Source organism: Methylobacterium sp. Leaf466, assembly GCF_001425565.1.
Classification (GTDB): domain Bacteria; phylum Pseudomonadota; class Alphaproteobacteria; order Rhizobiales; family Beijerinckiaceae; genus Methylobacterium.
Window position 1 is genome coordinate 165,560 of record NZ_LMRC01000032.1, and the last position, 18,917, is coordinate 184,476.

20 protein-coding genes are annotated in these 18,917 nt (G+C 68.9%); 6 read left to right on the top strand and 14 right to left on the bottom strand.

Features of this window, described 5'->3' with window-relative positions; translation table 11 throughout:
* Positions 1-18: 18 nt before the first annotated feature.
* The 5 genes from odhB (at position 19) to ASG59_RS14520 (ending at position 4,419) form a co-directional block, all read left to right on the top strand.
* Positions 19-1,329 (top strand): 2-oxoglutarate dehydrogenase complex dihydrolipoyllysine-residue succinyltransferase, encoded by a 1,311-nt coding sequence (gene odhB / locus ASG59_RS14505; protein WP_056409572.1) that lies wholly within the window; start codon positions 19-21, stop codon positions 1,327-1,329.
* 247 nt (positions 1,330-1,576) lie between these two features.
* Complete coding sequence (locus tag ASG59_RS20050; RefSeq protein WP_082528773.1) at positions 1,577-1,828, top strand: DUF4160 domain-containing protein; 252 nt, start codon at positions 1,577-1,579, stop codon at positions 1,826-1,828.
* Positions 1,825-2,115, top strand: a complete 291-nt coding sequence (locus tag ASG59_RS14510) for a DUF2442 domain-containing protein (protein ID WP_056409574.1) — start codon at positions 1,825-1,827, stop codon at positions 2,113-2,115. The genes ASG59_RS20050 and ASG59_RS14510 overlap by 4 nt, the downstream gene beginning before the upstream one ends.
* A 117-nt stretch (positions 2,116-2,232) precedes the next feature.
* Entirely contained in the window at positions 2,233-3,633 is a 1,401-nt protein-coding gene (gene lpdA / locus ASG59_RS14515) for a dihydrolipoyl dehydrogenase (RefSeq protein WP_056409576.1), read from the top strand.
* Between the two features lie 63 nt (positions 3,634-3,696).
* Positions 3,697-4,419, top strand: coding sequence for a glutathione S-transferase (locus ASG59_RS14520; RefSeq protein WP_056409578.1), 723 nt, complete (start codon positions 3,697-3,699; stop codon positions 4,417-4,419).
* On the opposite strand, the gene ASG59_RS14525 is transcribed toward ASG59_RS14520, so the two are convergent.
* Positions 4,373-5,359 (bottom strand): tyrosine recombinase XerC, encoded by a 987-nt coding sequence (locus tag ASG59_RS14525; RefSeq protein WP_200945966.1) that lies wholly within the window; start codon positions 5,357-5,359, stop codon positions 4,373-4,375. The genes ASG59_RS14520 and ASG59_RS14525 overlap by 47 nt on opposite strands.
* Positions 5,360-5,637: 278 nt before the next feature.
* Here ASG59_RS14525 and ASG59_RS14530 point away from each other — a divergent pair, with 278 nt between their 5' ends.
* A complete protein-coding gene (locus ASG59_RS14530) occupies positions 5,638-6,222 on the top strand; it encodes a histidine phosphatase family protein (protein ID WP_055880729.1) in 585 nt (194 codons plus the stop codon).
* An 8-nt stretch (positions 6,223-6,230) separates the two neighbouring features.
* Here ASG59_RS14530 and ASG59_RS14535 read toward each other — a convergent pair whose 3' ends face one another.
* The 13 genes from ASG59_RS14535 to ASG59_RS14580 all read right to left on the bottom strand — a co-directional run bounded on the left by ASG59_RS14535 (position 6,231) and on the right by ASG59_RS14580 (position 18,917).
* On the bottom strand, positions 6,231-6,956 hold the full coding sequence (locus tag ASG59_RS14535) for a hypothetical protein (protein WP_056409581.1): 726 nt from the start codon (positions 6,954-6,956) through the stop codon (positions 6,231-6,233).
* A 184-nt stretch (positions 6,957-7,140) separates the two neighbouring features.
* Positions 7,141-8,154, bottom strand: a complete 1,014-nt coding sequence (locus tag ASG59_RS14540; RefSeq protein WP_056409583.1) for a nickel transporter — start codon at positions 8,152-8,154, stop codon at positions 7,141-7,143.
* Positions 8,145-8,816 (bottom strand): DUF1007 family protein, encoded by a 672-nt coding sequence (locus ASG59_RS14545; protein ID WP_056409584.1) that lies wholly within the window; start codon positions 8,814-8,816, stop codon positions 8,145-8,147. The genes ASG59_RS14540 and ASG59_RS14545 overlap by 10 nt, the downstream gene beginning before the upstream one ends.
* A gap of 204 nt (positions 8,817-9,020) precedes the next feature.
* Positions 9,021-9,164, bottom strand: a complete 144-nt coding sequence (locus ASG59_RS20675; RefSeq protein WP_156399252.1) for a hypothetical protein — start codon at positions 9,162-9,164, stop codon at positions 9,021-9,023.
* 23 nt (positions 9,165-9,187) lie between these two features.
* Positions 9,188-10,258 carry a hypothetical protein gene (locus tag ASG59_RS20680; protein WP_156399253.1) on the bottom strand — a complete coding sequence of 357 codons (1,071 nt, stop codon included), beginning with the start codon at positions 10,256-10,258 and terminating at the stop codon, positions 9,188-9,190.
* Positions 10,259-10,299: 41 nt separating this feature from the next.
* On the bottom strand, positions 10,300-10,827 hold the full coding sequence (locus tag ASG59_RS20060; protein ID WP_162245459.1) for an ImmA/IrrE family metallo-endopeptidase: 528 nt from the start codon (positions 10,825-10,827) through the stop codon (positions 10,300-10,302).
* A gap of 279 nt (positions 10,828-11,106) precedes the next feature.
* Positions 11,107-11,571: a cytochrome c-type biogenesis protein gene (locus ASG59_RS14550; protein ID WP_056409586.1), complete on the bottom strand. Its 465-nt coding sequence runs from the start codon at positions 11,569-11,571 to the stop codon at positions 11,107-11,109.
* Positions 11,568-13,571 carry a heme lyase CcmF/NrfE family subunit gene (locus tag ASG59_RS14555; protein WP_056409588.1) on the bottom strand — a complete coding sequence of 668 codons (2,004 nt, stop codon included), beginning with the start codon at positions 13,569-13,571 and terminating at the stop codon, positions 11,568-11,570. The genes ASG59_RS14550 and ASG59_RS14555 overlap by 4 nt, the downstream gene beginning before the upstream one ends.
* Before the next feature lie 31 nt (positions 13,572-13,602).
* The gene (gene ccmE / locus ASG59_RS14560) at positions 13,603-14,127 is read right to left on the bottom strand and encodes a cytochrome c maturation protein CcmE (protein ID WP_055880747.1); all 525 of its coding nucleotides are present in this window, start codon (positions 14,125-14,127) and stop codon (positions 13,603-13,605) included.
* Positions 14,128-14,280: 153 nt separating this feature from the next.
* Entirely contained in the window at positions 14,281-15,846 is a 1,566-nt protein-coding gene (gene ccmI, locus ASG59_RS14565) for a c-type cytochrome biogenesis protein CcmI (RefSeq protein WP_056409590.1), read from the bottom strand.
* 94 nt (positions 15,847-15,940) lie between these two features.
* Positions 15,941-17,359, bottom strand: coding sequence for a sensor histidine kinase (locus ASG59_RS14570; protein ID WP_055880752.1), 1,419 nt, complete (start codon positions 17,357-17,359; stop codon positions 15,941-15,943).
* Between the two features lie 116 nt (positions 17,360-17,475).
* The gene (locus ASG59_RS14575; protein ID WP_277996119.1) at positions 17,476-18,387 is read right to left on the bottom strand and encodes an NAD(P)-dependent oxidoreductase; all 912 of its coding nucleotides are present in this window, start codon (positions 18,385-18,387) and stop codon (positions 17,476-17,478) included.
* Positions 18,384-18,917: a dTDP-4-dehydrorhamnose 3,5-epimerase family protein gene (locus ASG59_RS14580; RefSeq protein WP_056409592.1), complete on the bottom strand. Its 534-nt coding sequence runs from the start codon at positions 18,915-18,917 to the stop codon at positions 18,384-18,386. The genes ASG59_RS14575 and ASG59_RS14580 overlap by 4 nt, the downstream gene beginning before the upstream one ends.

Consider the following 18,917-nt stretch of genomic DNA (forward strand, 5'->3'; position numbering starts at 1 on the left):
CTCCGGGGACGAAACCACATGGCAACCGACATCCTCGTCCCGACGCTCGGCGAATCCGTGAGCGAGGCCACGATCGGCCGCTGGTTCAAGAAGCCGGGCGACATCGTGGCGGCCGACGAGCCGCTGGTGGAACTCGAGACCGACAAGGTCACCCTCGAGGTCAACGCGCCGGCCGCCGGCGAACTCGGCGAGATCGTCGCCAAGGACGGTGAGACGGTGGAGCCCGGCGCCCTGCTCGGCTCGATCGTCGAGGCGGGGGCGGGCGGGGCCAAGCCCGCGCCGAAGAAGGCCGAGGCGAAGGCGACGGAGACCAAGGCGGAGTCCCGGTCCGAAGGCGCGAAGCCGGCCGATTCCGCGCCCGCCACCGAGTCCTCGGCCGGCTACGGCAACCACGGCGAGGGCGCATCGCCCGCCGCGCGCCCCTCAGGCGACAACGGCCCGGCGGTGGCCAAGATGGCGCGTGAATCCGGCATCGATCCCGCCACCCTCGCCGGCACCGGCAAGGACGGCCGCGTGACCAAGGGCGACATGATCGATGCCACGGCCAAGGGGCCGACCCCCGCCGCGGCGCCGGCCCGCGAGGCCAAGGCTCCTCCGGCGCCGCGTCCGGCCTCGAAGCCCGACGACGCCGCGCGCGAAGAGCGCGTGAAGATGTCCAAGCTCCGCCAGACCATCGCCCGGCGCCTCAAGGACGCCCAGGACACGGCGGCGATGCTGACGACGTTCAACGACGTCGACATGGGCGCCGTGATGGCCCTGCGCGCTCAGTACAAGGACATGTTCGAGAAGAAGCACGGCACCAAGCTCGGCTTCATGGGCTTCTTCACCAAGGCGGTGATCGGCGCGCTCAAGGACGTGCCGGCGGTGAACGCCGAGATCGACGGGACCGACCTCGTCTACAAGAACTACTACCACATCGGCATCGCGGTCGGGACCGACAAGGGCCTCGTGGTGCCGGTGGTGCGCGACGCCGACGACCTCTCCATCGCCGGGATCGAGAAGACAATTGCCGGCTACGGGAAAAAGGCGCGCGACGGAAAGCTCTCCATCGACGAGATGCAGGGCGGCACCTTCACCATCACCAACGGCGGCATCTACGGCTCGCTGATGTCAACCCCGATCCTCAACGCGCCGCAGTCGGGCATCCTGGGCATGCACCGCATCGAGGAGCGCCCGGTCGTGCGAGCCGGCAAGATCGAGGCGCGGCCGATGATGTATCTCGCCCTCTCCTACGACCACCGCATCGTCGACGGGAAGGAGGCGGTGACCTTCCTGGTGCGGGTGAAGGAGGCGCTGGAGGATCCGGCCCGGCTCGTGCTGGATCTGTGACACGATGATGTCGGCGGCTGTTGCAATGGCAATCTCACCGGCCATGGCCGCCGACACGGATTTCCCTCCCGCAACATTGATTGTCGTGCTCATTCTCGATTCAGCCGCGATAGCTGCCCTCGTTTCCCCTGTTTTTCTCTTCTCGCAGTCGATCGTCCAAACACTTCGCCGCTCCGCGGGATGAGGCGTGTGTGTGTCAGCCGAGAGGTTCGTTCGTCCATCCCGAGCCGTACGAGGGGCATGACGGATGCCGGTCGTTGCGAAGGTGGATGGTGTCCGCATCATGTTCTACGCGAACGAACACCCGCCGCCTCATTTTCATGCCGAAATCGCCGAGCATCGGGCCGTCATCGACATCGCAAGCCTCACGGTGACAGAAGGGTTTCTTCCGATTGCAAAACGACGGACAATTCTGGACTGGGCTGCGTCGCGACAACGCCAATTGAGCCTCGCTTTCGTTCGGGCGACAGCACATGAGAAAGTTGAGCCGATCGCATGAAGAAGCTGCCTCGGGTCGCAACCGCCGAGCCCGTCATCCATGGTGTGCTCAAGCTGATCTTCCTGGACGGCTATGAAGGCGTCATCGATCTTCGTCCGCTCATCGCCCGCGGCAAGGTGTTCACCTGGCTGCAGAACCCTGAGAATTTCTCGGGCGTGCGCGTCGACGAGTACGGGCACTCCATCTCGTGGACGGACGAGAGCGGTTACACCCTCGACTTCGGAGCCGACTCGCTGAGGCGAGACTGCGAGCGTCAGGCCGAGATCCACAAGCTGATGGTCGGGTGATCCCGACCGTGCTGCCGAATGGTTCGTCCACGAGCCATACCGATTCTGCCGAACCGTGATGCCGGGCTGCAAAACGCGGTGGTCGCCCGATGTCGCGACAGCTGTTGAAGGAAGACCATGTCCTACGATCTCGTCGTCATCGGCACCGGCCCCGGCGGTTACGTCTGCGCCATTCGCGCCGCGCAGCTCGGCCTGAAGACGGCGGTGGTGGAAAAGCGGGCGACGCATGGCGGCACCTGCCTCAACGTCGGCTGCATCCCGTCCAAGGCCCTTCTCCACGCCTCGGAGGCGTTCGAGGAGGCGGGTACGCATTTCGCCGACATGGGCGTGATCGTGAATGCCCCCAAGCTCGACCTCGCCAAGATGATGGCGTTCAAGCAGGACGGCGTCGACGGCAACACCAAGGGCGTCGAATATCTGCTCAAGAAGAACGGCATCGACACCTATCGCGGCATCGGCCGGCTGGCGGGTGCCGGCCGGGTCGAGGTGCTGTCGGAGGACGGCGGCAACCGGATGCTGGAGACCAAGAACGTGGTCATCGCCACGGGCTCGGACGTGACGCGGCTGCCCGGCGTCACCATCGACGAGACGGTGGTGGTCTCCTCCACCGGCGCCCTCGACCTCAAGAGCGTGCCGGGCAAGCTCCTCATCATCGGTGCCGGCGTCATCGGCCTCGAACTCGGCTCGGTCTGGCGGCGGCTGGGCTCCGACGTCACGGTGGTCGAATACCTCGACCGGATCCTGCCGGGCATGGACGGCGAAACCGCCAAGCAGTTCCAGCGCATCCTGGGCAAGCAGGGCATCGCCTTCAAGCTGTCCTCGAAGGTCACCGGCGTCGAGGTCGCGGCCGGGGCGGCGGCGGTCACCGTGGAGCCGGCCGCCGGCGGCGAGCCCGAGACCCTGGCGGCCGACGTGGTGCTGGTGGCGGTGGGGCGGGTGCCCTACACCGAGGGCCTCGGCCTCGACACGGTGGGGGTCGGCCTCGACAACAAGGGCCGTATCCAGACCGACAGCCACTACGCCACCAACGTCACCGGCATCTACGCCATCGGCGACGTCATCAGTGGGCCGATGCTGGCTCACAAGGCCGAGGACGAAGGCGTGGCGGTGGCCGAACTCCTCGCCGGCCAATCGGGCCACGTGAACTACGGCGTCATCCCCAACGTGGTCTACACCTATCCGGAGGTCGCCTCAGTGGGGAAGACCGAGGAGGAGCTGAAGAAGGACGGGATCGGCTACAACACCGGCAAGTTCCCCTTCACGGCCAACGGCCGCGCCAAGGTCAACCACACCACCGACGGCTTCGTGAAGATCCTGGCCGACGCCAGGACCGACCGGGTGCTAGGCGTCCACATCGTCGGGGCGGATGCCGGCAACCTCATCGCCGAGGTGGCGGTGGCGATGGAGTTCGGGGCGAGCGCCGAGGACGTGGCCCGCACCTGCCACGCCCACCCGACGCTCACCGAGGCGGTCAAGGAAGCGGCCCTGGCGGTGGGCAAGCGGGCGATCCACATCTGAGAGTGCCGCTCGACCGCCGGCTTCCGTCGCAGGACCGCCGGCCACCCTCGCGGAACCCGCATCGTGCCCTATGAGCTGCATGACTGGCCCACCATCCTGGGGCGCGGCGAGTTCGTCCGCCTCGCCCTGGAGGAGGCCGGTGCCGCCTATGTGGACGTCGCCCGCTGCGACGAGGCGGAAGGCGGCGGGCTCGGCGCGTTGGTAGCGCGGCTGCAGGACCCCACGGTCGCACGCCCGTCCTTCGCCCTCCCCGTCCTGAAGGACGGGACGGTGACTATCGGCCAGACCGCGGCGATCCTGCTCTATCTCGGGCCCCGCCTCGGGCTGGTGCCGAAGTCGGAGGCCGACCGACTCTGGACGCACCAGATCCAGCTCACCGTCGCCGACATGGTGACGGAGGCCCACGACACCCATCACCCGATCGCCGTCGGCCTCGCCTACGAGGACCAGAGGCCGGAGGCCCTGCGGCGGGCCGAACACTTCCGCCGCGAGCGCATCCCGGAATTCTTCGCCTGGTTCGAGCACCTGCTCGCCCGCAACGGCGGCCGTCACCTCGTCGGACGCGCGCTCACCTATGCCGACCTGTCGCTGTTCCAGCTGGTGGAGGGCCTGCTCTACGCCTTCCCTCGCGCCGCCCGCGCCGAACTCCGCGAGAGCCCGCACCTGAGCGCGCTCCACGCCGCGGTTCCCGCGCGCCCGCGGATCGCCGCTTATCTCGCCGGACCGCGTCGGATTCCGTTCAACGAGAACGGGATCTTTCGGCGCTACCCGGAGCTGGACGGATAGGCGCCGTGCCGGCCCGCGGGTGCGCCGCGTCGAACGCCTCCATCAGGCGGGCGGCATCGACCCGCGTGTAGAGCTGGGTCGTCGAGAGCGAGGCGTGGCCGAGCAGCTCCTGGATCGCCCGCAACTCGCCCTGGCGGCCGAGCAGGTGGGTCGCGAAGGAGTGGCGCAGGGCGTGCGGCGTGGCGCTGTCGGGAAGGCCGAGGCCGGCCCGCATCGCGGCCACCGCATATTGGATGATCCGCGGCGACAGCGGCCCGCCCCTCGCCCCCACGAACAGCGGCCCCTCGCCGGGCAGCGGGTGCGGGCAGGCGGCGAGGTAGGCGGCCACCGCCTCGGCCACCACCGGCAGCACCGGCACCATCCGCTGCTTGTCGCCCTTGCCGGTCACCGTCACGGCGTCGATGCCGGGCACCGGCGCATCGCGCCGCGCCAGGCCGAGGGCCTCGGAGATGCGAAGACCCGAGCCGTAGAGGAGCGCCAAGACGGCGGCGTCGCGGGCGAGGATCCAGGGTTCGCGGGTCTCGCCGGCCCGCACATCGGCTCCGGTCATGGCGCGGGCCGCCGCGATCGGGATCGGCCGGGGCAGGCGCCGCTCGACCTTGGGCGACCGCACGGCACCGAGCGCCGCCACGGTGCCGTGACCGTCGCGTTCCAGATGTCGCGCGAACGAGCGCAAGCCCGCCAGGGCCCGCATCAGCGAGCGCCCGCCGACGCCCTCGGCGCGCCGCGCGGCCATGAAGGCGCGCAGGTCGCGGGGTTTCAGGGCGACGAGGTCGGCGATCCCCGGAGGGCCTTGCCGCCCCTGGAGATGGTGGAGGAACTGGCGCAGGTCGCGGCCATAGGCCTCGACGGTGTTGCCGGCCATGCGGCGCTCTCGCTCCAGGCACTCCTGCCAGGCCCGTGCCGCCGTCCGCACGCCGGCGTCGCCCGGCCATCCCATCGCTTCGGTCCTCGGGGAGAGCGTCGTCGGGACCATGGAGACCCTGCCGGGCGAGGAACCACATCGGTCGAGACCGGCGGCCCCGCCGCGGCACGCTACGGTCGGGCGGGTTTACATCGGGTGTCCGGCTACGGTCCCTATGGCACTGCCGTCGACCGGCGCACCCGCATCGTCGTCTGACCGGGCGCACGACGCGCTTCTCACGCCGTATCGCTCCGGCTATGGACAGCGGGTCAAAAAACCGTCGACACCGACACGGTACGTCAGCACTGGACCGCATGACCCTTCAGCGCATCGTCTGCATCCGCCACGGCGAATCCACCTTCAACGCCGCCCATCGCGCCACCGGGCGCGACCCAGGGCACATCGATGCGCCGCTCACGACGCGCGGCCTGTCGCAGGTCGCGGCGGCGCGCCGGGCCCTGCACGACGTGCCCTTCGAGGTGGTGGTGACCTCGCCCCTCACCCGCGCCATCCAGACCACCGTGGGCCTGTTCGCCGAGCATCCGGCCCGGCCCGAGATCCTGGTGGAGGTGCTGCACCGCGAGTGCCAGGAGAGCAGCTGCGACGTCGGCCGCGCCGCCTCGCTGATCGCCGCCGAGTTTCCCGACATCCGGGTCGACCACCTGCCGGAGACCTGGTGGTACGCGGAGGGCGAGCCGCATCCCAGCGGGTTCCACATCGAGCCGCGCACCGTCTTCGACGCCCGCGTCGCCGCATTCCGGGACTGGCTCGCCGCCCGGCCGGAGCGCACGATCGCGGTGGTCGGGCACGGGACGTTCTTCTTCCACCTCACCGGGGTCTGGCTCGACAACTGCGAGACCGTCGAACTGGACCTGGCGAGCGCCCCCGCCCTGTCCTGAGGCCGGCGTCAGCCGGCCGCGATCCTGCCCGCGATCCTGGCCGCATCCAGCCGTTCGCGCGCGCGCAACGGGTCGATGTCGCCCGCCTGCCGACCGATGAGCAGGGCCTCGTCGAGGATCGTCATGGCACTCGTCCAGGTGCCTGGCGAGAAGGGAGCCGCAGCCGCGGCGACATCGGCGGCACAGCGCGCATCGCCAGCCGACCGCACCGCCGCGGCGGCGGCGCGGGCCACCGCCGAGGCCAGCGCACCGCGCCGCCACTCGCCCCGTTCCGAGTCGCCTTGAGCCGCCGCACCGCCGCGCCATTCGGCCGCCCGTGCCGCCGAGACGGCGGCGTCGAGATCCCGCACGTCGTCGCAGCGGGCGGCCAGATCCGAAAAGCCCGCCCGGTCGAGGAGCGGCGGCAGGATGCGGCGGATGCCCTCCAGCGCCAGGAAGGCGATGCGCCTGGCCTCGACGTCCGCCCCGTCCGCCGATCCCGACAGCCGCAGCACGAAGGCCATCAGCCGGGGCCGCTCCGCGTCGGGCATGGTGTCGTTGAGGCCCAGGGCATAGGCGGCCAGCGGCGGCGAGAAGCAGGGCGGGCAATCGGCGGACGAGCGGATGGCGCGGTAGGGCAGCCCGGCCGCCACCACCGCCGCCTCGTTGATGCAGGTGCCGCCATCGGGCCCCGGAAAATCGTGCGAGCCGGCCAGCAGCCGCCAGTCGAGGATGTGGTCGAAGCTCGCCGCCATGCCGTCCCGTTCCTGAGCCGTCCCGTCCCTGATCGCTCCGCAGCCTGCCACGTCGCGGGTGGGCTGGCGAGGGGGCGTTCTTCAGCGGACCCGGCATCGGCGGGCCCACGCCAGGTCCGCTTAGGGTCTTGGCGGGGAAGCAGGTTTTCGTCGGGATTCCGGCGACCGCCGACCCGAAACCCGCTCAGCCGCCGACGCCGACCGACAGGCCCGCGAGCATGGCGAGGCCCAGCACCAGCACGAAGGCTCCTGCCACCACCTCGAGGCCGGCGATGACCATGGCGCCGGTGGTGCCCCGCCCGCCGGCGAGGCGCAGGGCGAAGGCCTTGGCGAAGACCGCGAGGCTGGCCAGGACGCCGGTGGTCAGGGCGGTGCCCAGGGCCATGGCGAAGGTCGCCGCGATGCCGGCCGCGAGCATGCCCTGCGAGGCCGAGAACACCAGGATGAGGATGGCGCCTGCGCAGGGGCGCGAGCCCGCGGCCAGGACGACGCCCACGCGCGCCGACCAGCCGTCGAGGCGGCCGACGGCGGCGGCATCGTTGAGATGCACGTGTCCGCAATCCGGGGCGCAGGCGGCGGGGGACCCTCCCCGGACCACGGCGGCGAGGCGCCCGGCCTTGCGCCAGGTCATGGCGAGGCCGAGCAGGGCCACGAGGGCGAAGCTCACGGTCTCGATGGCGGTGCCGGCCCGGGTCAGGGTCGCGGCGGTGGCGCCGAGAAGCAGGGTCCCGATCCCGACGATGGCGATGGCGACGAGGGCCTGGAGCAGGGCGGCGGCCGCACTCAGGGTGAAGCCGCGCAGGAGCGCCCGCTCGCCCGCCAGGAGATAGCCGGCGATCACCGCCTTGCCGTGGCCCGGCCCGGCGGCATGGAAGACGCCGTAGCCGAAGCCCAGGGCCAGCATGGGGCCGTAGCCGCCGCCCGCCCGGATCGCGGCGAGCGCGGTCTGGAGGCTGCGGGAGAAACTGGCCTGCAGGGCGAGGATCCAGCCGCCGAGCCCGGTCGCGGTCGGTGCGGCCTCGCGCAGTCCCATGCCGAAGGGCGAGCGGGCCGGCGCGGGGGCGGCGACGGGTGCGAGCAGGAACGACAGGCCGGCGAGGACGAGGCCCGCGAGCAGGATCGCTCCGGCGGCGACCAGCAGCCGCGCGCCGAGCCGGGAGGGCTCCGGCACGGTGCCCGACGCGACCCCTACGGACATGCCACCAGGATCCGGTTGGCGAACTGCTCGCCATAGGTGGAGGCGTTGGTGAGTGCCTCGAAGAAGGCCTCCGACATGCCGGGCTTGGCGGCATTGGCCTGCGCCGGTGGCGCGGCATCGGATTTCGCGCGGGTGACGGTGATGGCGCAGCCGCCCGGCGCATCGGCGAGCCTGGCGACGTCGGCGGCATCCGACAGGCTGAAGGCCACGAAGTAGGTGGGGTCGTAGACCTCCAGTGCCGCGACGCCGCGCCCCTGCGCCGCGGGGCTCTTGAGCGGCAGGAGGAAGCTCAGGGTGAGCTTATCGCCCTCCATCGCCATCCGCGGTTCGGCGGGCTCGGCGAAGGGCTGGTCCTTGCCCGCCACCTTGAGCTTGGTGAAGTAGCCGAACTCGGCGAGGTTGGTGGTGTTCTCGGTGGCGAGCCCGGCCAGTTCCTCCGGGCTGAGCTTGCCGTCGCCGTTGGTGTCGAGCCCCTGCGTCACGAAGGCCGAGTAGGACGCATCGAAGGTCCAGGCATGGCGGATGCCGGTGACGCGACCGCCGGGGCCGTAGGCGACCTGCGCCTTGGCGGTGATCCAGACATGGGGATGGGCCTGCGCGGTGCCGGGCAGGGCGAGCGCGAGGGCGAGCGCGAGGAGGGGGAGCGAGGCGTTGGGCTTCATGTCGCTCGGCACGCTCGCGGCTCGTGGTTAACGCATCGTTATCGCCGGGCCATACGGCGGGCCGGCAACCCCGTGGTCTCGTTTCACTGGGGCGAAAGCGAGGCGTCGCCGTGGCCGCAGGGTCGTCGACGACAAAAGCCCGGCCGCGTCGGCGGCCGGGCTCTTCTTCGGGCATCGCGGCGGGCGGCCCGCGCCGGAGGCGCGTCAATCGTTCGCGATGTCGGCCGCGGCCACCTCGACCCGGTCGCCGCGCCGGGAGAACGCCACCGTGGCGTCGCGGCCGTCGGCACCGAGCGCGCCCGGCAGGGAGGGAGACAACAGGGATTGCGTGTTTAGGGGGTAACTCAATTTGCTTACAAATTGATCCATGACTATCCATCGCTCTTTGAGCTAAGATCTTCGATAAGCCTCTTGAACATGGATTTTATTTCTACCTCTTCTGCTGATGTTCCTTTTTCTAAGGCGTTAGGATCATCTTTAAATGCATCAGCTTCGGCTTGATTTTTATCTTTCTCTTCATCTTCGCGGTAGCTCGCTGCCCACGCTTTTTTAAGATCCTCGTAGCACCTGGGAAAATTACCATTCTCTGTTAACTCATTATGCATTGAGATAATTGGGATTTCGACTTTGTGATGCTCCATAAAACTATGCAAATAATTCCTTAAGCCGATATGCTCGGCAAAACCTGAACCAGCAACCGTGCGTTCGAGTGCCTCGAGCTCGCGGCGTTTTACTGATCTTTCTGTTTGAATCGTAATGATTGGATAGGGAGTTCCGCCAATAACGCCCTTCAATGATTCTCTGCCTCGAAAAGTAAAGTGACAGTCTATAAGATTCCTTTGTCTTAAGAGCGTAAGTAGCCATGCTAAGTCAATGGAGAGCGCCAGCTCATGTGTTTGGGCAAATTTTGATATGCGAAATCCAGTATCTATTTGTTTGCCAAGAAAGTCATAATTGCCCGGCCTTACATCCGCCTGTAGCTCGTCCGCTTCGTACAGTTGTCCGCCGACTTCCGCGATGGATGCATCTTGGGGTGCTCTGCTGGCGGATACTATAGTTACGTTCGGTGCGGGAAAGGAGGCAATCCACGCACACCCCTTAACATCAAGCTCGCTTTCAAGCGAGTTTATTGACTCGCCATACGTTGCCAAAGCTTTGATGAACGCACGAATACAGCACGCCAAGTGCTCAAGACAATCAATTTTCACACAAAATATTATTTCGTCGCCAACAGTCTTCCAAACCTGTGGAGAGTAGTTTTTATATACATCCGACCCGTCTAAAACACTAAGAAATTCATGAAAGTGGCCTGAAAGTATTTGAGGAAATAGACGATAAAAATTTTTTGTCCTATTAAGCCAAGTTGGATATGGCTCGTTTGGCAGTCGAGCATCTCCATTTTTGGCTTTAAATGCTGTCGACCCAACTAGGTCGACAGACATAAACAAACGAACTCGGTACGCAGGACAGTCTTTGCTCAAAACTAAAGTCCGAGTGATTGCGCGCGGATTTCAGCAGCCTTTGTGCTAACTCCAAATTCTATAGCAGTTACTTTTATAGAATTAAGGTTTGATTGGTATGCTGCTTTAAAATCTTTCGACGGCATCAGAAATGCTGCTGCAAACCAATTTGCTTCCCACTCAGCGCGGCGCAAATCTTCATTTTTTTCATCGACCCATCTGGTCGCTATCATAACAGCGCCCCTATTCGACACCGTAGCAAGAGGATAATGAAGAAATAGGTGGCCTAATTCGTGGGCAATTGTAAATCTATCTCTCACTACAGAGGTAATGCTTGGAAGAAATATAGTGAAATCACTCAATCCGCGAACTACGATTGACTCAGGTAGTTTGTCCGCAGACAGATCTGCCGTTTTATATTCTACTCGCCCTCCTAACCGCACCACCAGCGGCTCTATAGCATCGCTGTGCTTAAATTTTAGATGTGCAGCAACATCCTCAGCGAAAGCATAAACTTTCGCTTTAAGCATTCGAGTAGGAACTGGCTCCACAGGCTTCACTTTTCTACCCGCAAAAACACAGACGTAAGTGACTGCACGTCACCAAATAGAACATAGGGGGAACGATTCGTTTTTCCACAGCGTTCGTGATTTTCTACATCACATTGTCGCAGTCGGTGTGAAACGGAGTGCGATTTAGCACATATCCACAGCAGTATTGAATTCTGTTCCTATGCCAACAAAGAAGTTTCTGGGTGAGGCTGCAAAATGCCCTCACCGCATAGCTTGCCCGATCCGCCGCAGAGTTATGCGCTCACGGAAGGCGCCGCCCTAATCGCGCTTGGTCAGGGCGGCGATCTCCGCCTCCTCGAGCGCGGTCAGGCGCTCGGGGGTTGCCGCCACCGCCCGTCGCCTCGCCAAGCGCCAGATCCCGAAGGCGCCGAGCCCGAGCACGAGGATCGGGGTCAGCCACAGGAGCAGGGTGTGGAGGGCGAGGACCGGGCGCAGCAGCACATATTCGCCGTAGCGGCCGACCACGTAGTCGCGCACCTGGGTGTCGTCGTCGCCGGCCTTGAGGCGCTCGCGCACGATGAGGCGCAGGTCGCGGGCCAGCGGCGCATCGGAATCGTCGATCGACTGGTTCTGGCAGACGAGGCAGCGCAGGCCCGAGGAGATGTCGCGGGCCCGCGATTCCATCCGCGGGTCGCTCAGCACCTCGTCGGGCTGGACGGCATGGGCGCCGCCCGCGAGCAGCGCGAGGCCGAGGCCGAGCACGGGGAGGCGCAGCGTCCTCATTCCGCCGGCACCGCAGTCGGAGGCAGCGGCCGCGCCTTGGCCTTGGCCGGGGCCCCCACCCGCATCCGCCGGTCGGTGATGGAGACCGCACCGCCCAGCGCCATCACCACCGCGCCGAGCCAGATCAGCAGCACGAGGGGCTTGTAGTAGAGGCGCAGGCCGATGCTGCCGTCGGCCATGACCTCGCCGATGCTGGCGTAGACCTGGCTGGCGCCCACCGTCAGCAGGCCGGATTCCGTCACCGTCATCTTGCGGCTCGGGTAGAACCGCTTGCCGGTCTCGAGGGTGCCGACCTTGTCCCCGTTCAGGGTGCGGATGGTGAGGAAGGCGGCCGTCTCCTCGAAGTTCTCGCCGGTCTTCGGCCCGACCCGCTCGAGGGTGGCGCTGTAGGGGCCCGAGGCCAGCGACTGGCCCGGCTTGACCACCGAGAGGCCTTCCGTCGCCCAGCCCTGGGCGGCGATGCCGAGCACGACGATGCCGACGCCGGCATGGGCCAGGGCCGTTCCCCAGGACGAACGCGGCAGGCCGATCGCCCGGCGCATCACGTCGGCCGGCTTCGAGGAGCGCGAGTTACCGTAGCCGCGGGCCCGCGACACGATCTCCATGATCGAGCCCAGCACGAGGTAGGCGCCGAGCCCGATGCCGATGGGGGCCATCACCGGTCCGCCCCAGGTCAGCGCCATGGCGGCGAGGCCGACCACGAGGGCGAGGCCCAGCGCCGCGAACAGGCGCTGGCTGGCGGCGTGGACGTCGCCGCGCTTCCACGCGAGGGTCTGGCCGAAGGGCACGATCAGCAGGAGCGGGATCGCGATCGGCACGAAGGTGTAGTTGAAGAAGGGCGGTCCCACCGAGATCTTCTCGCCGGTCAGCATCTCCAGGAGCAGCGGATAGAGCGTGCCCACGAACACGGTGGCGCAGCCGGCGGCCAGGAACAGGTTGTTCATCACCAGGGCGCCCTCGCGGGAGATCGGTGCGAACAGGCCGCCCTGGCGGAGCATCGGCGCCCGCCAGGCGAACAGCGCCAGCGACCCGCCCACGAACAGGATCAGGATGGCGAGGATGAACACGCCCCGGGTCGGGTCGGTGGCGAAGGTGTGCACCGAGGTCAGCACGCCCGAGCGCACGATGAAGGTGCCCAGCAGCGACAGCGAGAAGGTGAGGATGGCCAGCAGCACCGTCCAGACCTTGAGGGCGTCGCGCTTCTCCATCACCACGGTGGAGTGCAGGAGCGCGGTGCCGGCGAGCCAGGGCATCAGCGAGGCGTTCTCGACCGGGTCCCAGAACCACCAGCCGCCCCAGCCGAGCTCGTAATAGGCCCAGTACGAGCCCATCGCGATGCCGAGCGTCAGGAAGCTCCAGGCGGTGAGCGTCCAGGGCCGCACCGCCCGTGCCCAGACCGCGTCGATGCGCCCGTCGATGAGCGCGGCGATGGCGAAGGCGAAGGTGATCGAGAACCCGACGTAGCCGACGTAGAGCAGCGGCGGATGCACCGCGAGGCCGAAGTCCTGCAGCAGCGGGTTGAGGTCGTTGCCCTCGAGGGGGGCCGGGTTGACCCGGTTGAACGGATTCGAGGTCGTGATGATGAACAGCACGAACACGAAGGTCACGAGGCCCTGGACGGCGAGCGTGTTGGCGCGCAGCACCGCCGGCACCGACTCCTTGGCCACCGCCACCAGCGCCCCGAACAGGGCGAGGATGAGGACCCAGAGCAGCATCGAGCCCTCGTGGTTCCCCCAGACGCCGGAGATCTTGTAGAGGAAGGGCTTGGTCGTGTGCGAGTTCTCGACCACGTTCTGGACGGAGAAGTCCGAGGTCGCGTGGGCGTAGGTGAGCGCCGCGAACGAGAACAGGATGCAGCCGAACGCCCCGAGGGCGGCCGGCGTCGCCACGGCGCGCATGGCCGCGTCGCCCGAACGGGCGGCCCAGATCGGGATCACGATCTGGACGAGGGAGAGCGCCAGCGCCAGCGCCAGCGCGAAATGGCCGACCTCGATCAGCAAGGGTGCCTCTCCTTTCGCGGAAGGGACTGCGTCATCGTTCGGTGCGCGGGCCGAGGGTGGCTTCGCCGGCCGGTGCGGCCTTGGTGGCGGAAGCCGGGCCGTTGCCGGAGGCCGGCTTGGCGCCGCCCTCCTGCCAGCGTCCCTGCGCCTTGAGGGCGTCGGCGACCTCGCGCGGCATGTAGGATTCGTCGTGCTTGGCGAGCACGGTGTCGGCCTTGAAGATGCCGCCGGGGATCAGCGTTCCCTCGGCGACGACGCCCTGGCCCTCGCGGAACAGGTCCGGGAGCAGGCCGCGATACTGCACCGCCACCGTGGCGTTGGTGTCGGTGACCGTGAAGTCGACGGTCTGGTCCGGCCCGCGCTTCAGGGTCCCGTCCTGCACGAGGCCGCCGAGGCGGAACCGGGTGCCGGGGGCGACGCCGTTCTGCGCGACCTCGGTGGGCGAGCGGAAGAACACGATCGACCCGCTCATGGCCGACAGGATCAGGCCCAGCGCGAGGGCGAGCACGCCGCCGCACACGGCAATCATGATCAGGCGGCGGCTCTTTCGGGTCACGTTGTCGTCCCGTGCTGTTTCAGGCTCGCCTGGTCGATCTTGCCGGAGCGCTGCGGAGCGTCGCCGCCGCGCCCCGTCCATCTTTGTCTTTGGCGTAACACCGATGTCGACCGCCGGGCCGCGAGGGTCAAGGCCCGCGGGCGGGACCGATTGTCAGGGGGTGGTGGCCTGACGCGGCTCGGACCCATGCAACTCGAGCTCCTTGGCGAGGAGATCGAGGCGTCCCACCGAGGACGGATCGGGGCTCAGCGCCATGCGCGCGCGGTCGAGGGCCTGGGCGGCCTGCTTGCGCTCGCCCAGCGCCGCGTAGGAGCGCACCAGCCGCAACCAGTCGTCGAGGCTGCCGCCCTTGGCCGCGAGGCGCCGATCGAGGGCGGCGACCATGCCGCGGATGGCCGCGTCGCGCTCGGCCGCCGGCATCGCCTTGACCGCGGCGATGGCGGCCTCCGTGTCGGCATTGGCCGCGGGTGCGCCGGGGGCCTGCGAGGCCTTGCCGGGAGCGCCGTTGGCGGGCGACGCCTTCTCCGGCGAGGGTCTGCCCGGCGGTGCGGGTTTGGCGAGGTCGAGTTCGCTCGCCAGGGCTTCGACCCGGGCGAGGCCGTCGGCGTCCTGCGCCAGGCCGGCGCGGGCGCGGGCCAGGGCGGCCACCGCCTTCTCGCGCTCGCCCAGCACCCCGTAGGAGCGCAGCAGCCGCACCCATTCCTCGGCGGTGCCGCCCTTGGCGGCGAGGCGCTGGTCGAGGCCGTCGACCATGCCGCGGATGGCCGCGTCCCGGGCCTCGGGCGGCATCGCCTGGGGCGAGGCCGCCGGCGGCGAGGTCGACGGGGGAACCGCCGCCGTCGCGGCGGGGGACGACGGGGCCGGCTCGCCCTTCAGGCGGGCGAGGTTCTCGCGCACCAGGGGCAGCCACGAGGCGTCGGCCGGCGCGCTCTCGATCATCTGGGTGAGCCGGTCGACGGCGCCGGGCACGTCGCCGCTCAGCTCGGCCGCGCGGGCGAGGTAGAACCGGGGCTTGGGGGCGGCGGGGTCGAGGCCGGCCGCCCGTTCGAAGACGGCGCGGGACTCGGGCGAGATCGCACCGTTGCCGGCGGCCACCATGGCCTCGCCGAGGTCGGAGAGCCGGTCGGGCGTCTCGCCGAGGATGCGGTTGGCCATCTCGTAGGCGCGCACCGCGTCGTCGAACCGGCCCATGCGCATGTAGACCGGGGCGAGCACCTGCCAGCCGCGGCCGTCCTTGGGATCGCTGGCGAGGCGCGCCTCGATCTGGCCGACGGCCTTCAGGAGGTCCTGGTCGCCGGTCCGCCCGGCCTGGCGCTCGGCGGCGGTCTGAGCCGGCAGGTGCGGCGACCCGTAGATGCCGTAGGCGATCAGCGCCACCAGCGGGATGGTCGAGAGCGCGAAGGCGGAGGCCGCCCGGCGCTGGCGCAGGGCCGGTTCGGCGATGCCGCCGGCGGCCTTGGGGCCTCCGTCGCGGTTGGCGCGTAGCAGCCGGCGCGCCGCCTCGGTGCGGGCGGCCTCGGCTTCGGCCGGTGCGATCAGGCCGCGCGCGAGGTCGCGGTCGATCTCGCGCAGCTGGTCCTCGTAGAAGCCGGTCTGGGTCGCCAGGGCGTCTCCCTCGGGAGAGCCGGCGACCGCCCTCGTTCGGCGGGACATCGGCCAGAGCAGGCTAAGCACGGCAAGTCCCGTCATGAACGCCAGAATGAACCAAATCGCCGTCATCACACCCCGGTCGTTCGCGAGATTAAACTAGATAAAGGCGCCGGTCCGCACGACCTGACCGCACGGTGACACGGTGTCACGTAACCGCCAACGGTCAAGCATGGCTCGACGAGGCCGGCGCGTCGCCGGGCACTTCGATCACCGCCCTCAGGCCGCCGAGCCCCGCCTCCTCCAGGCGGAAGCGGCCGCGGTAGAGGGTGGCGAGGTCGGCCACGATCGACAGGCCGAGGCCCGATCCGGGCTTGGTCTCGTCGAGGCGCCGGCCACGGCCGATCACCGCCTTGCGATCGTCGGGCGACAGACCGGGGCCGTCGTCCTCCACCGCCACGAGGAGGTGGGGATAGGCGTCCTGGTCCACCGCCTCGGCGCGGATCGAGACCCGGCCTTCCGCCCATTTCGAGGCGTTGTCGACGAGGTTGCCCACCATCTCCTCGAAATCCTGGCGCTCGCCGCGAAAGCGCAGGCCCGGCGGCACGCTGACCTCGTAGGCGATGTCCTTGTCGCGGTAGATCTTGCCGAAGGTGCGCACCAGGGCCGCCAGCGCCGGCTCGACCTCGGTGGAGGTGCCGAGCGTGCCGGCGAGCGCCGCGGCGCGGGCGCGGTCGAGGTGGTAGTTGACCTGGTCGCGCATGATCGCGGCCTGCTCGCGGATCTTGGCGGCGATGTCGTCGGGCGCCTCGCTCGAGCCGACCTCGTTGACGATGATCGAGAGCGGCGTCTTCAGGGCGTGCGCCAGGTTGCCGACCTGGGTGCGGGCGCGCTCGAGGATCTCGCGGTTCGTCTCGATGAGCAGGTTCACCTCCCCCGTGAGCGGGGCGATGTCGCGCGGGTACTCGCCGCCGATGCGGTCGGACTCGCCCCGGCGGATCGCGCCGAGCGCATGGCGCAGCTTGGCCAGGGGGGCGAGGCCGAACCGGATCTGCAGGAGGGTGGTGAGCGCCAGCGACAGGCCGAGCAGGCCGAAGGTGACGACCAGGGAGAAGCGGAAGCGGCCGACGTCGTTCTCGATCTCGTCGGCGGGGCCGGCCACCCGCACGGTGTAGCGCCCCTCCTCGCCGAGATCGACGTCGCGCTCGATGATGCGCAGGGCGCGCTCGTCCTGGGCCCGGCCGTAGCCCTGGCGGATCTGGCCGACGCCGGCGGTGGAATCGGGCCGGCCGGCGGGCTTCAGGGGCACGCCGACCAGGGAGCGCGAGGTGCGCAGGTCGCGCGGCTTGGCGTCCGGCCGCCCGATCTGCCAGTACCAGCCCGACAGCGGCAGGTCGAAGCGCGGGTCGCTCAGCGTGAAGGAGCGGCTCTCGGGGTCGCTCGGCGCCACGAGGTCGGTGGCGAGGTTGTTGGCATAGACCAGGAGCCGGCTGTCGAAGGCGCGCTCGGTGTTTTCGCGGTAGAGCGTCGTGAGGATCCAGGCGGCGATGAGCAGGATCGCCGAACTCGCCAGCAGCGCCGAGGTGGCCAGGCGCACCGCGATGGAGCGCCGCTTGAGCGAGAACAGGGTGAGCGACAGGGCCATCCGGTCTTCCCAGGGCCTCCCAGCGGCCGGTGCTGCATCGTCCGGTGTCGCCTGGACCCGTGCGTGGTGCGCACCCATAGCGGAACGATCCCGCACCGACGAGCCCGGATGGGCCCTCAGGGTGCGCCGGGCGGCAGCGCGCGATACCGTTCGACCATCTGTGCCAGTCCCTCGTCGAGGTCGCGGCCCGGCGCCACCCCGAGTTCGCCGCGCAACCGCGCGACGTCGGCCTCGATCACGGCGGGGTCGCCCGGCGGCAGGGTCCGTTCGCCGAACCCGATGAGGTCGGCCCGGCCGGTCAGCGCCCCGATGCGCGCCAGGATCTCGCGCACCGGCACGGCGCGGCCCGATCCGACGTTGACCGGGCCTTCGAGGGCGGCGGCGAGGAGGGCGGCCAGCGCCTCGGCGGCGTCGTCGACGTGCAGGAAGTCGCGCCGCTGCAGGCCCTCGGTGGTGGGGATGCGCTCGCCGGCCAGGAGCCGGCGGATGGTGTCGCCGACGAGACGGCCGGGCTGCTCGCCGGGGCCGTAGAGATAAAAGAGCCGCCCCCAGGCGAAGGACAGGCCGGCCTCCCGCGCATAGGCCGCCAGGACGCGGCGCAGGCCGTCCTTGGCCGCCCCGTAGAGGGTGGCCGGCCGGCACGGGGTTCGGCTCTCAGACAGGCGCTCGGACCCCCATTCGTATTCGGCGCAGGTGCCCGCCGCCACGAGGCGACGGCCGCCGGCCTCGGCGAAGGCCTGGGCGAGGTCGAGGCTGGCCCCGACCCAGTCGAGGTTCTTCGGCGAGGTCCAATACGCCCCCGGCTCGGCGTACCAGGCGAGGTGCAGGAGGTGGGTCGGGCGGATGTCGGCCACCACCGCCCGGCGCTGGGCGGCATCGAGGAGATCGACCCGATGGCCGACGACGCCGGCAAGATCGACCGGATCCGGCCCGGCCGCATGGACGGTAAAGCCGCGCCGCACCAGCAGCGGCATCACCGACCGGCCGACGAAGCCCGATCCGCCCGTGACGAGGACGCGCCCGGTCACGGGGCCACCCAGTCGGGGTAGGCGAGGTCGCGGGGGGAGATGACGCTCACGGGCTCGGGCCAGGTCACGCGGATCGACGGGTCGTTCCAGCGCAGGCCCCGGGCGCTGGCGGCGACGTAAGGCACGTCGATCATGTAGAGGACCTCGGTTTCGTCGCGCAGGGCCTGGAAACCGTGGGCGAGGCCGGGGGGGATGTAGAGGGCGTGGCGGTTGCCCGCCGTCAGCTCGAGGCCGACGCTCTCGAAATAGGTCGGCGAACCGGGCCGCAGGTCGACGATCACGTCGTGGATCGCGCCCGCCGTGCAGCGCACGAGCTTGGTCTCGGCATGGGGCGGGACCGCGTAGTGCAGGCCGCGCACCGTCCCGCGCCTGGCGTTGTAGGACACGCTCGACTGGGCGAAGGCGCCGACCAGCCCGTGGGCGGCGAAGGTCTCGGCGCAGGCGGTGCGCGCGAAGAACCCGCGCTCGTCGGTCGCCGGCTCGGGCACGATGCGATAGGCCCCCGCCAGGGACAGCGCCTCGATCCGCAT